Consider the following 13,432-nt stretch of genomic DNA (forward strand, 5'->3'; position numbering starts at 1 on the left):
ATCAACCGCCGCGCGCCTTCACGCGCGCGCGGAAGGCATGCAAGAGCGGCTCGGTATAGCCATTGGGCTGGCCGACGCCCTCGAACACCAGCGCGCGCGCCGCCTGGAACGCGAGGCTCTCGCTCTCATGCCCCGCCATCGGCCGATAGGCCGGATCGCCTGCGTTCTGCCCATCGACCTTGGCCGCCATGCGCCGCAGCGCCGCCTCGACCTCCTCAGCCGTGCACACGCCGTGCAGCAGCCAGTTGGCCATATGCTGGGACGAGATGCGCAGCGTCGCGCGATCCTCCATCAGCCCGACATCGTGGATGTCCGGCACCTTGGAGCAGCCGATCCCCTGGTCCACCCAGCGCACGACATAGCCGAGGATGCCCTGCGCGTTGTTGTCGAGTTCCTCACGGATCTCCGCCGCCGGCCAGTTGCGCCCCGGCGCGACGGGAATCTTCAGAAGGTCGTCGAGCGGCGGAACGGCCTCGCTGGCGATCTCCTTCTGCCGGGCGAAAACATCGACCTGGTGATAGTGCAGGGCATGCAGCGTCGCCGCCGTCGGGCTCGGTACCCAGGCGGTGTTCGCGCCGGCGCGCGGATGGCCGATCTTCTGCTCCAGCATGTCGGCCATGCGGTCCGGCGCCGCCCACATCCCCTTGCCGATCTGCGCCTTGCCCGCGAGGCCGCAGGCCAGGCCGATCCGCACATTGCGGTCCTCATAGGCCTGGATCCAGGTCTCGCTGCGCATCTGTCCCTTGCGCACCATCGCGCCGGCGCGCATCGAGGTATGGATTTCGTCGCCCGTGCGGTCGAGGAATCCGGTGTTGATGAACACCAGCCGGCCTTTGACCGCTTCGATGCATGCCGCGAGGTTCGCGGAGGTCCGCCGCTCCTCGTCCATCACGCCGACCTTCACCGTATGAGGCTCGAGCCCCAAGAGGTCCTCCACGGCATCGAACAGATCGTTCGTGAACGCCGCTTCCTGCGGCCCATGCATCTTCGGCTTGACGATGTAGATGGAGCCGGCGCGGCTGCTCCTGTGACGGCCAAGGCCTTTGACATCGAAGAGCCCGACCAGGCTGGTGACGATGGCATCGAGGATGCCTTCCGGCGCCTCGCTGCCATCGGCCAGCAGCACGGCCGGCGTGGTCATCAGATGGCCGACATTGCGCACGAACAGCAGCGAACGGCCCGGCAAGGTGAGCGTCCCGCCGCTTGGCGCCGCGAACACCCGGTCGGGATGGAGCGTGCGGGTCATCGCCCGCCCGCCCTTGTCGAAGCTGGCCTCCAGGTCGCCGCGCATCACGCCCAGCCAATTGGCATAAGCCGCGACCTTGTCGTCCGCATCGACCGCCGCGATGGAATCCTCCAGATCGACGATGGTCGTCAGCGCCGATTCCAGAACCACATCCGCCACGCCGGCGCGATCGGTCTTGCCGATGGGATGCGCACGATCCAGCAGCAGCTCGATATGCAGGCCGTTGTGCTTGAGCAGGATGGATGCCGGGTTCGCCGGATCGCCGCTATAGCCGGCCAGCGCCGCCGGGTCTTTCAGCGCGGGCCGTAATGCGCCGCCTTCAATGGTGTAACCGGTCGCGGCGGTATGGCTCCCCGTAGCGAGCGGAACCGCCGCATCGAGAAATTCCTTGGCCCGCGCGATCACCAGCGCCCCGCGCTCCGGATCATAGCTGCCGGATTTGCGCGGGCCCGCAAGGGCGTCGGTCCCGTACAGCGCGTCATAGAGACTGCCCCAGCGCGCGTTGACCGCATTGAGCAAAAAGCGCGCGTTCAGCACCGGCACGACCAGTTGCGGTCCGGCCAGCCGCGCCACCTCGTCATCGACCTTGACCGATGTGATCGCGAAGGGCCGGGGCTCCTCGACCAGATAGCCGATGTCGCGCAGAAAGGTCTGGTACTCCGCAGCATCGAACGCCCGGTCGCGGCGCGCCTCGTGCCAGGCGTCTATCGTCCGCTGCAGCTCGTCGCGCTTCGCAAGAAGCGCCCGGTTGAGCGGAGCGAAGCGCGCGAAGATCGCCGCCACACCACTCCAGAACCTGTCCGGTTCGAGGCCGGTCGCCGGCAGAACCTGGTCTTCGATCAACCGCACCAGCGGCGCGGCGACGCCAAGGCCGGCTTTGTCCAACATCTCGGTCATGATCTTGCTGCCTTAAATGTGGATGGCGTGCCCGAGCGCGCGCAGGGCGGATTCGTGGAACGCCTCGCCCAGCGTCGGATGGACATGGATCGCGCCGGCAATGTCCTCCAGCACCGCGCCCATCTCCAGCGCGAGGGAGAACTCGTTCGACAACTCGCTGACATGCGCTCCGACCGCCTGGATGCCGAGCACGCGATGATCCGACTTGCGGGCCAGAATGCGCACGAAGCCGCCATTGTCGCCGCCGTCCATCGACAGCGCCCGTCCGTTCGCCATGAACGGGAACACGGCGGTGATCACGTCCTCTTCGCCCGCCTCGTGCGGACTCATCCCGGCGCTGACGATCTCCGGCTCGGTGAAGCAGACGGCCGCGATAGTGACGGGATCGAAGCGGCGCTTATGCCCGGCGATGATCTCGGCGACCATCTCGCCCTGCGTGGCGGCCTTGTGCTCCAGCATCGGCTCGCCGACGAGGTCGCCCACCGCCCACACGTTCTTCATCGCCGTGCGGCACTGGTCGTCCACTTTGACGAAACGGCCGTCCAGATCGACCGCCATGTTCTCCAGCCCCCAGCCTTCGGTCGCTGGCCGGCGCCCCACCGTTACGAGAATATTGTCCGCCGCGATATCGACGGTGCCGCCGTCCTTCAGCTCCGCCGCAAGGCCGGCGTCGCCGAGACCCTTCGCCTTGGCGCCGAGATGCAACGTGACGCCGTTCTTCTCCAGCCATTTGGCGACGGGCGCGACAAGCTGCGCGTCATAGAGCGGCAGGATGCGGTCCAGCGCCTCGACCACCGTGACCTCCACGCCCAGCTTGCGAAACGCGATGCCAAGCTCCAGCCCGATATAGCCGGCGCCGACCACCGCCAGCTTCTTCGGCAGCACGGGCAGCGACAGCGCCTGCGTCGACGAGATCACCTTGCCGCCGAATTTCAGGAACGGCAGCTCCACCGGCACCGAGCCGTTGGCAAGGATGACATGCTCGGCCGCGATCGTGACCTCGCCGTCCCTGGTCTTCACCGTGCAGGTCTTGGCGTCGGAGAAATTCGCCCAGCCCTCGACCACCCGCACCTTGGCGCGCTTGAGCAGCCCGGCCACGCCGGTGTTGAGCCGCTTCACCACGCCGTCTTTCCACTTCACGGTCTCGGCGAAATCGATGGCCGGCGCGCTGGCGAGCGAGATGCCGTTCAGCGGCGCCTTTGCCGCATGCGCCATCGCCTCGAACTCCCCCGCGACATGGATGATCGCCTTGGAAGGAATACAGCCGACATTGAGGCATGTCCCGCCCAGCCGCTCCGCCTCCACCAGCACGGTGTCGAGGCCGAGCTGGCCGCAACGGATGCCGGCGACATAGCCGCCCGGCCCGCCGCCCACGATGAGGACCTTGGTGGTGATCTTCTCGGTCATCGCTCAATCCATGAACAGCGTGGCGGGGTGTTCCAGCAGCGCCTTGATCTTCTGGATGAACTCCGCCGCGTCGAAGCCGTCGACCACGCGGTGGTCGAAGGACGAGGACAGGTTCATCATCTTGCGCACCACGATCTGGCCGCCGCGCACGACGGGGCGCTCGATGATCGCGTTCGGCCCGATGATGCCGACCTCCGGATAGTTGATGACCGGCGTGGTCGCCACGCCACCCAGCGCGCCCAAGCTGGTGATGGTGATGGTCGAGCCGGTGAGTTCTTCCTTCGACGCCTTGTTCTCGCGCGCCGCGGCGGAGACCCGCGCGACTTCGAGCGCGCTGTCCCAAACGTCGCGCGCTTCGGCATGGCGGACCACGGGCACGATCAGCCCGTTCGCGGTCTGCGTCGCGATGCCGATATGGACGGCCGCGTGGCGGTGCACCACGCCGGCCTCGTCGTCGAACCGCGCATTGATCTGCGGATAGGCCGGCAGCACTTTCACCAGCGCCCGCATCAGGAACGGCAGCACGTTCAGCTTCGGCTGGTCGTCGCGCTTGGTCTTGTTCAGATGCGCGCGCAAATCCTCCAGTTCCGTCATGTCGATTTCCTCGACATAGGCGAAATGCGGAATGCGCCGCTTGGAATTCTGCATGCTCTCGGCGATGCGGCGGCGCAGGCCGATGACCTTCACCTCCTCGACGCCCTCGCGCAGCGCGTAAGACGTGCCGCCGCCGCGCGCCGCGACGCGCCCGCCCGCGGCGATATAGGCGTCCAGGTCCTCATGGGTGATGCGGCCGGCCGGTCCCGTGCCCGGCACCAGCCGCAGATCGACGCCGCGGTCGCGGGCGCGCTGGCGCACCGCCGGCGCGGCGAGCGGCCTGTCGCCTTCCTCCAGCACGAAGGTGGCCGGATGCACGGCCTCGCGCGCGACGGGTTTCGCCGCGACCTTTTCCGGTTTCGGCGCCGCCGGCGCGGCGACCGGCTTCGCGATGGCCTCGGCCTTCTTCTGTGGCGCCGCCTGGCTGTTGCCCTTGGCGTTTCCCGCGCCCTCGACTTCGAGCTCGACCAGCGGCGATCCGACCGACGCCATCTGGCCCGGCTCGCCGTGCAGCGCGACGACCTTGCCGGTGACCGGCGAGGTCATCTCGACTGTCGCCTTGTCGGTCATCACATCGACCATGTTCTGGTCTTCGTGGATCTCGTCGCCGACCTTGACGTGCCAGGCCACGATCTCCGCTTCCGCCGTGCCTTCGCCGACATCGGGAAGCTTGAACACATATCGACCCATCGTCAGGCCTCCATGGCGCGCTGCAGCGCCGCGATCACGCGCGCCGGACCGGGAAAGTACTGCCATTCGAAGGCGTGGGGGTAGGGCGTATCCCAGCCGGTGACGCGTTCGATCGGCGCTTCGAGATGGTGGAAACAGTTCTCCTGCACCAGGGCCGACAGCTCCGCGCCATAGCCGCTGGTATGCGTCGCCTCGTGCACGATCACGCAGCGTCCCGTCTTCTTCACCGAATTGACGATCGTCTCGATGTCGAGCGGCACCAGCGTGCGCAGGTCGATCACTTCGCAGTCCAGCCCCGAATCCACGGCCGAGGCCAGCGCGACATGCAGCATCGTGCCATAGGCCAGGATGGTCACGTCGCCGCCCGCGCGCACGATCGACGCCTTGCCGAGCGGCACGGTGTAATAGCCCTCCGGCACCTCGCCGGCCGGAAGCTTGGCCCAGATCGTGACCGGCCGGTCGGGATAGCCGTCGAACGGGCCGTTGTAGAGCCGCTTGGGCTCCAGGAAGATCACCGGATCGTCGTCCTCGATAGCGGCGATCAGAAGGCCCTTGGCGTCATAGGGCGTCGAGGGGATCACCGTCTTCAAGCCGGCGACATGGGTGAACAGCGCTTCGGGGCTCTGGCTGTGCGTCTGGCCGCCGAAGATGCCGCCGCCATAGGGCGTGCGGATCACGATCGGCGCGGTGAAGTCGCCCGCCGAGCGATAGCGCAGCCGCGCCGCCTCCGACACGATCTGGTCATAGGCCGGATAGATGTAATCGGCGAACTGGATCTCCGCGACGGGACGCAGGCCATAGGCGCCCATGCCGATGGCGGCGGCGACGATCCCGCCTTCCCCGATCGGCGTGTCGAAACAGCGCGTCAGGCCGTGCTTCTTCTGCAGCCCGTCGGTGACGCGGAACACGCCGCCGAAATAGCCGACATCCTCGCCGAAGGTCAGCACGTTGGGGTCTTTCGTCAGCATCACGTCGAGCGCGGAGTTGAGCGCCTGGATCATGTTCATCGCCGGCATGGCTCAGACTCCCATCTGCTGGCGCTGGCGGCGCAGATGTTCCGGCATGTCCTTGAACACGTCCTCGAACATTGTCTTCAGGCTCGGCAGTTCGCCATGGCCGAGCGTGCCGACCGCCTCCGCCTCCTTGTTGGCCGTCTTGACCTGCTCGACGGCCTCGCGATGCGCTTCCTGCTGGCGATCCTCGCTCCATTCGCCCAGCGCGATGAGATGGTCCTTCAGCCGCTCGATCGGATCGCCCAGCGGCCACAGCTTGGCCTCGTTGATCGGGCGGTACCGCGAGGGATCGTCGCTCGTCGAATGGCCCTCGACCCGGTAGGTGTAGTGCTCGATCAGCGTGGCGCCGAGATTGGATCGGGCGCGCTCGGCGGCCCAGGCCGTCGCGGCATAGACCGCGAGGAAATCGTTGCCGTCCACCCGAAGCGCTGGCAGGCCATAGCCGATGCCGCGCGAGGCGAAGGTGGATTCATTGCCGCCCGCGATGCCGGCGAAGCTCGAAATCGCCCATTGATTGTTGACGACGTTCAGGATGACCGGTGCGCGATAGACGCTGGCGAAGTTGAGCGCGTGATGGAAATCGCCTTCCGCCGTCGTGCCGTCGCCGATCCAGCTCGCGGCGATCCGGTCGTCGCCCTTGTAGGCCGAGGCCATCGCCCAGCCCACCGCCTGCGGAAACTGCGTGCCGAGATTGCCGGAGACCGTGAAGAAGCCGTACGCCTTGCTCGAATACATGATCGGAAGCTGGCGGCCCTTCAACGGATCGTGGGCGTTGGAATAGACCTGGTTCATCATCTGCAGCAGCGGATAGCCGCGCGCGATCAGAAGTCCCTGCTGGCGGTAGGAAGGAAAGCACATGTCGTCGCGCTCCAGCGCGAAGGCCGCGGCAATCGCCACCGCCTCCTCGCCGGTGCACTTCATGTAGAACGAGGTCTTGCCTTGGCGCTGCGCCCGGTACATCCGGTCGTCATAGGCGCGGGTCAGCAGCATGGCCTTCAGCGCGCGGCGCAGCGTCTCGGCGTCCAGCTTGGGATTCCACGGTCCGACCGCGCGGCCCTTGTCGTCCAGCACCCGGATTAGGGCATAGGCGAGGTCGGACACGTCGTGCGGACGGGCGTCGATCTCCGGCCGGCGGACCTCGCCGGCGGCCTCCAGCTTGATGGCGCTGAAGTCGGGCGCGTCTCCCGGCCGCGCCGGCGGCGTCGGCACGCGAAGCGAGAGGCGGGCTCTGTTCTTCATGGAATCTCCGAACGAGGGACGCCGCCTCATATCTCCGGTTCCGGGCGAAGCTGCAATATGGCGGTTTTCGCGCAACATTGCGCTCTGTATTCGCGGCCATGGCGACATGGAATGGCGTTCCCGCGCCGTCGGCGGGCAAGAACGCAAAGCCGGCCGGCCGGGCTATGTGAGGGGAAGCCCGACATAGTTCTCCGCGAGCGCGGCCTGGGCGTTGCGCGAGCCGGCCAGATAGTCGAGTTCGGCCTGCTGGACCCGCTGGGTGAAACGCTCGTCGTCGGTCCGATGCAGGAGGTTCGTCAGCCACCAGGAGAAGCGCACCGCCTTCCACACCCGCGCCAGCGCCGTCGCCGAATAGGCCTCCAGCCCCCGGCCGTCGCCGTTGCGATAGCGGTCGATCAGCGCGTTCGACAGGTAATGGACATCGGAGGCCGCCAGGTTCAGGCCCTTGGCGCCGGTCGGCGGCACGATATGGGCCGCGTCGCCGGCCAGGAACAGCGATCCGAACCGCATCGGCTCCGCGACGAAGCTGCGCAGCGCCGCGATGCTCTTCTCGATCGCCGGACCGGTGACCAGGCTTTCCGCCAGCTCTCCCGGCAGGCGCCGGCGCAATTCGTCCCAGAATCGGGCCTCGGGCCAATCGTCCACGCTGTCCATCAGGGCGCATTGCACATAGTAGCGGCTGCGCGCGCGCGACCGCATGCTGCACAGCGCGAAGCCCCGCGCGTGGTTGGCGTAGACGATCTCGCTTGCGACGGGCGGCGTGTCGGTCAGCACGCCCATCCAGCCGAACGGATAGATGCGCTCGTAAGTGGTCAGCGCCGTCGCCGGAACGCTCTGGCGGCTCACGCCATGCGCCCCGTCGCAGCCGACGATGTAATCGCAGGCGATCTCGCGGCCGATTCCGTCCCTGGCATAGCGCACGCGCGGCGTGGCGGTATCGAAATCGTGCAGGCTGACATCCTGCGCCTCATATACGACGCGGGCGCCCGGCGCCTCCATCAGGTCGCGCGTGATTTCGGTCTGACCGTAGATCGTCACGTCGTGCCCGCTCAGTCCTTTGAGATCGATGCGCAGCCGCTGTCCGCCATGGGCGATCTCGAAGCCGTCATGGATCAGCCCTTCGCGGTCCAGCCGCTCGGCGCATTGCGCGCGATGCAGCAGGTCGACCGTGATGCGTTCCAGCACGCCGGCGCGGATGCGTCCCAGGACATACTCCGGCGAACGATGCTCCAGCACGACGCAATCGATGCCGTTCAGCACCAGCAGCCGCGACAGCAGCAGTCCCGCGGGCCCGGCACCGACGATGCAAACCTGCGTCCGCATAGTGTCCTCAGACGGCGGCGAACACGGTCCCATCCATCAGCTTGCGCGCCGTGCGCAAGAGGGCGGAGCGGCGGATTTCGAGGCCCTTCGGTCCCGTCGAAATCTCCATCTCCACGGTGAAGAAGCCAGTCGGATGTTCGACGTCGAGCCTGAGCGGCTTGGCGTTGCGGTCGACCACCGCGACGCCATCGGCCACCGAGCCTTCCAGCACGCAGGCCGTCGCCACGCTGACCGCGCCGAACACGCCGATGGCCTTGTGCACCCTGTGGGGAATGAAGTTGCGGGTGTGGACGGCGCCGCCGTTTCGCGGCGGCGCGATCAGGCACATCTTGGGCACCGTCTTCTTCAGCACGTCGCCGAGATTCATCTTCGGTCCCAGCGCCAGGCGGATCTTCTCGACTCGCGCCTTCAGCGCCGCGTCCGCTTCGAGGTCCTCGGGGTCCTCATAGCCGGTCTTGCCGAGGTCGGCCGCGCGCATCAGCACCACCGGCATGCCGTTGTCGATGCAGGTGACTTCCACGCCGTCGATCACGTCGCGCGCGTTGCCGGTCGGCAGCAGCGCGCCGCAGCTCGACCCCGCGACATCGAGGAAATCGATCGGAATGGGCGCCGCCATCCCCGGCACGCCGTCGATCCGCGCCGCCCCTTCGTAGTTCACCACGCCGCCCGGCGTCTCGATCGCCGCCACCGCGATGCTCTGGGTGTTGAGCATGTTGATGCGCACCGGCGTCACATCGCCGGTCGCGGGCACCAGACCGCGCTCGATGGCGTAGCCGCCGATGCCGGCCAGCAGGTTGCCGCAATTCTGCGAGGAATCGACCCGCGCCTCGTCCACCACGACCTGCAGAAACAGGTAATCGACATCCGCGTCGGGCCGGCTCGGCGGCGAAACGACGGCGACCTTGCTGGTGAGCGGATCGGCGCCGCCCATGCCGTCGATCTGGCGCGTGTCGGGCGAACCCATGGCGCGGAGCAGGAAGCGGTCGCGCGCCGCGTCGTCCGCCGGCAATTCGCTCTTGAGGAAATAGAGGCCCTTCGAGGTGCCGCCCCGCATCACCATGCAGCGTATGCCGGTCAGCATGGCTCAGCCTTTCGCGGCGGGCGCCGTGTCCACATAGGTCAGGCCCTTCGCCTTGAGCTTCTCGCGCATGCCGTAGATGTCGAGGCCGAGCTCGCCGGCCTTCAGCCGCGCCCGCGTCGCCGCTTCCTTGTCCTCGCGTTCCTGGCTCTTTTTCAGCACGCTCGCCACATTCGCGCGCGGCACCACCACCACGCCATCGTCGTCGGCGACGATCAGATCGCCCGGATGGACCAACGCGCCGCCGCATACCAAGGGCACGTTCACGCTGCCCAGGGTTTCCTTGACCGTGCCCTGCGCCGACACCGCCTTCGACCACACCGGGAATTTCATGTCCTCCAGCGCGGCGATGTCGCGCACGCCGGCCTCGATGATCAGGCCGCGCACGCCGCGCGCCGCCAATGACGAGGCTAGCAGCTCGCCGAAATAGCCGGTGTCGCAGGGCGAAGTGGGCGCCGCCACCAACACGTCGCCTTCGCGGCATTGCTCGACCGCGACATGCAGCATCCAATTGTCGCCCGGCGCCAGTTCGACCGTCACCGCGGCGCCCGCGACGAAGGCGCGATAGATCGGCCGCATATAACTGCCCATCAGCCCGGTGCGGCCCTGGGCTTCGTGCACGGTGGCGACGCCGATGCCGGCGAAGCCCGCGACGAGATCGGGCGCGGGTCGTTCGATCGACTGGACAACGATGGCCATGGATGCATCCGCGAGCGTTTCGGCGCGAAGATTGCGCCGCGGCGGTCGAGCCCGTCAACGGATGCGCGCCGCGCCGATGCCACTAAGCGGGAAATGAAACGAGCGCGTCAGCGTCGGCGGGAAACTCGCCCCACACGCGCGTGCCGCGGCCGAGCTCGGACTCGATGCCGAACCGCGCGCCATGGGCCTCGATGAGCGCCTTGACGAGCGGCAGGCCGAGGCCGGTGCCGCGGCCCTCCACGGTCACGGTGTGAGCGGCCTGGCCGAACGGCTCCAGCGCCTTCACCAGGCCGTCCTGGGTCATGCCGATGCCGGTGTCCTCGACGCCGAGCCGCACGCGTTTGCCGTCCGCCAGCCGCGCCGCGAACACGGTCACGCGCCCGCCCGGCCGGGTGAACTTCACCGCGTTCGACAACAGGTTGACGAAAATCTGCTTCACCGCCCGCTCGTCGGCCAGGACCGCGGCTCCCGGGTCGATGAGCGTTTCGAGCGTCAGCCCCGCCTCGGCGGCCTGGGTCTCCACCATGCGCAGCGCGTCGGTCGCCGTCGCGGCGACGTCGATCGTCACGGGATGCAGTTCGAGCTTGCCCGCCTCGATCTTCGCCATGTCGAGCACGTCGTTGATGAGGCTCAGCAGGTGGCAGCCGCTGTCGTGGATGTGGTCGACATATTCGCGGTATTTGAGGGGCTGGAGCGTCCCGAAGGTCTCGTGCCGGATGACGTCGGAAAACCCGATGATCGCGTTCAGCGGCGTGCGCAGCTCGTGGCTCATGCTGGCGAGGAACTCGGACTTCGCCATGTTCGCCTTGTCGGCCAGGACTTTCGCCTCGGCGAGTTCGCATTCGCGCCGGCGCTGTTCGGTGATGTCGGCCATCGTGCCGATGGCGCGCGAGGGCTGTCCGTCCGCGTTGCGCAGGATGCGGCCCTTCAGCGACACGACGCGCTCCGCGCCGTCGTCGGCGCGCCGGATGCGGACTTCTTCGCTGCGGTGCTTGTCGGCCGCGGGCAGGAACGATCCGCCGAAGGTCCCGCTGAAGCGCTCCCGGTCGCCGGGATCGATCAATTCCAGGAGAAGCTCGATGCTCGGCTTGGCGGTGTCCGGTAGGCCCAGGATTTTCTTGAACTGCGCCGACCAGATGTCGTGGGCGGTCACCAGGTCGACGTCATAGGTGCCGAGATTGGTGGCCTCGGCGGCGAGATGCCAGCGCGCCTCGCTGTTGCGCAGCTCCTCTTCCTTGCGGTTCTGCGCCAGCGCCAGGCGCACCAGCCGCGAAGCCGGCTCGAGCAGGCCCCAATCGCGCGAGGTCGGGGCGCGCGGCTCGCGATAGTACATCGCGATGGTGCCGAGCACCGTCTCGTCCTTGTCGAGGATCGGCATCGACCAGCAGGCGCGCAAGCCGAAGGACAGCACGAAGTCCCGCGGCACGACCCAAAGCGGATCGCTCGCGATGTCGCTCACGATCACCGGGGTCTTGCGAAAGGCGGCGGTGCCGCACGAGCCGGCGCAATCGCCGATCTCGATGCCGTCGATCGCGTCGATATAGTCCTCGGGCAGGCTCGGTCCGGCGGCGGGCCGCAGATGCCGGCCGTCGGGCTTCAGCAAAAGGATGGTGCACAGGGCCGGTGGCGCCAGGCGTTCGACCAGCAGGGCGATGTGATTCAGCGTCTCGCGCAGGCTGGCGCCGTTCGCCATCAGATCGATGATCTCGCCCTGCACGTCGAGCAACGCCAGAATCGGAAGTTCGGCTTTCTCGAAGTGGGGCAACATCTCGCTGTCGGCGTCGTGGCTTGTTGCAAGCCTTCCGATCGCGGCCATTTCCAGTCTCCCTCGCGAGATGGAATTTAGACCTGCTCGGTCAACGGCCGATTAAACGACGCCCGACTAATCCGGGCTATTCCGTAAGTATAATCCCGCCCTACCCATTTTGTGGTGGGAACTTTCTACGCCGCAATCGCGGAAAGAGGCCGGTTTTCCAGCAACAAAACGCCCGACGCGGTATTCGAGATCGGGATGTGATAGTTTCCGTGCACTTTCGAAACTTGGCCGTTCAGCGCGCCGCGCATCGCCAGCCAGTTGAGCAGCTCCACGCCCTGGGTGCCGGCCAGTTCGACCAGCTCGGCGACCGAATAGCGCGTCAGCGCCTCCGGATCGCTCTGCAGCTTCTCCAGGCACATCAGGTCGAACGGCTTGTTGATGAAGCCGGCGCGCTCCCCGTCGAGCTGATGCGACAATCCTCCGCTGCCGACCACGAGCACCTTGGCGTCCTTCGCATAGCTCTCGATCGCGCGCCCGACGGCGCGGCCGAGCTTGAAGCAGCGCGCCGGCGAGGGCAGGGGATGCTGCACCGTATTGATCGCGACCGGCACGACCTTGACCGGCCAGTCCGCGCCGCCCGGATACATCAGCGACATCGGCACGGTGAAGGCGTGATCGACCATCATCTCCTGGCAGGTGGTGATATCGAACTCGTCGGCGACCAGCGCCTCGATCAGATGCCACGAAAGCTCGGGATCGCCCCTGAACGGCTTCTGCACCGGCAGGCCCCAGCCTTCGTCGGCATTGCGGTATTCCGCCGCCGCGCCGACCGCGAAGGTCGGCATCTTGTCGAGGAAGAAGTTCAGTCCGTGATCGTTGTAGAACGCCACAACCGTGTCCGGCCGCTCGCGGCCGAGCCAGGCGCGGACGGCGTCATAGCCTCCGAAGAACGGTTTCCAATAGGGCTCCTGCTGCCGGCCGGCGGCGATCGCCGCGCCGATCGCCGGAACATGGGACGTGCCAAGACCGCCGATGATCCTTGCCATGATTATCTCCCTGCCTCGGCCAGCCTGGCCTTGAAAGCCTCGACGCTGATGCCGGTCTGCTGGGCGCCCACGTCCTGCACGTTGAATCCGAAAATCCCGGCAAGCTTGGCCAGGTAGTAGATGTTGCCGCCCGCGGCGATCATCGCGAGCACGTTGCGCTGGCGCACGGCCTCGCGCTGCCGCGCGGTCAGGCCGAATTTGGCGCAATAGGCGTCCTCGTCCTTCAGGAAGGCGGCGCGGTTCGCCGCGTCGTTGAAGGAAAAGCACATCCGGTTGAGGGCATAGCCCTTCTGCGCCATGTCGCCGTCGAACAGCGTCGTTCCCGGAATGTCATGGCTTGTCGCGACTGTCATGCACGAGCCCCTGCGAAATCCGATGAGACGCTATGCGAAGGTTCCGCCCGCCACTTTGATTACGATCAGTATCGGTCCCACCGGTTTCGGT

General features: G+C 67.0%; 11 protein-coding genes. All 11 read right to left on the bottom strand.

Annotated features, from left to right (window positions below; translation table 11 throughout):
• Window position 1: 1 nt before the first annotated feature.
• Window positions 2-2,143, bottom strand: a complete 2,142-nt coding sequence (locus tag WDM86_04055; protein MEI9989191.1) for a malate synthase G — start codon at window positions 2,141-2,143, stop codon at window positions 2-4.
• A gap of 12 nt (window positions 2,144-2,155) precedes the next feature.
• The gene (gene lpdA / locus WDM86_04060; GenBank protein ID MEI9989192.1) at window positions 2,156-3,550 is read right to left on the bottom strand and encodes a dihydrolipoyl dehydrogenase; all 1,395 of its coding nucleotides are present in this window, start codon (window positions 3,548-3,550) and stop codon (window positions 2,156-2,158) included.
• A 3-nt stretch (window positions 3,551-3,553) separates the two neighbouring features.
• Window positions 3,554-4,834 (bottom strand): dihydrolipoamide acetyltransferase family protein, encoded by a 1,281-nt coding sequence (locus WDM86_04065; protein ID MEI9989193.1) that lies wholly within the window; start codon window positions 4,832-4,834, stop codon window positions 3,554-3,556.
• Window positions 4,835-4,836: 2 nt separating this feature from the next.
• On the bottom strand, window positions 4,837-5,850 hold the full coding sequence (locus WDM86_04070) for an alpha-ketoacid dehydrogenase subunit beta (protein MEI9989194.1): 1,014 nt from the start codon (window positions 5,848-5,850) through the stop codon (window positions 4,837-4,839).
• A gap of 3 nt (window positions 5,851-5,853) precedes the next feature.
• Window positions 5,854-7,086 carry a thiamine pyrophosphate-dependent enzyme gene (locus tag WDM86_04075; GenBank protein ID MEI9989195.1) on the bottom strand — a complete coding sequence of 411 codons (1,233 nt, stop codon included), beginning with the start codon at window positions 7,084-7,086 and terminating at the stop codon, window positions 5,854-5,856.
• Between the two features lie 162 nt (window positions 7,087-7,248).
• Complete coding sequence (gene pobA, locus WDM86_04080) at window positions 7,249-8,409, bottom strand: 4-hydroxybenzoate 3-monooxygenase (protein ID MEI9989196.1); 1,161 nt, start codon at window positions 8,407-8,409, stop codon at window positions 7,249-7,251.
• Between the two features lie 7 nt (window positions 8,410-8,416).
• Window positions 8,417-9,490, bottom strand: a complete 1,074-nt coding sequence (locus WDM86_04085; protein MEI9989197.1) for a 4-oxalomesaconate tautomerase — start codon at window positions 9,488-9,490, stop codon at window positions 8,417-8,419.
• 3 nt (window positions 9,491-9,493) lie between these two features.
• Entirely contained in the window at window positions 9,494-10,186 is a 693-nt protein-coding gene (locus tag WDM86_04090) for a 4-carboxy-4-hydroxy-2-oxoadipate aldolase/oxaloacetate decarboxylase (GenBank protein ID MEI9989198.1), read from the bottom strand.
• An 82-nt stretch (window positions 10,187-10,268) separates the two neighbouring features.
• Window positions 10,269-12,002: an ATP-binding protein gene (locus tag WDM86_04095; protein ID MEI9989199.1), complete on the bottom strand. Its 1,734-nt coding sequence runs from the start codon at window positions 12,000-12,002 to the stop codon at window positions 10,269-10,271.
• A gap of 125 nt (window positions 12,003-12,127) precedes the next feature.
• A complete protein-coding gene (locus WDM86_04100) occupies window positions 12,128-12,988 on the bottom strand; it encodes a class III extradiol dioxygenase family protein (protein ID MEI9989200.1) in 861 nt (286 codons plus the stop codon).
• A gap of 2 nt (window positions 12,989-12,990) precedes the next feature.
• A complete protein-coding gene (locus WDM86_04105) occupies window positions 12,991-13,341 on the bottom strand; it encodes a protocatechuate 4,5-dioxygenase subunit alpha (protein ID MEI9989201.1) in 351 nt (116 codons plus the stop codon).
• Between the last annotated feature and the right edge of the window lie 91 nt (window positions 13,342-13,432).

This window comes from Rhizomicrobium sp. (genome assembly GCA_037200045.1).
Taxonomy (GTDB): domain Bacteria; phylum Pseudomonadota; class Alphaproteobacteria; order Micropepsales; family Micropepsaceae; genus Rhizomicrobium.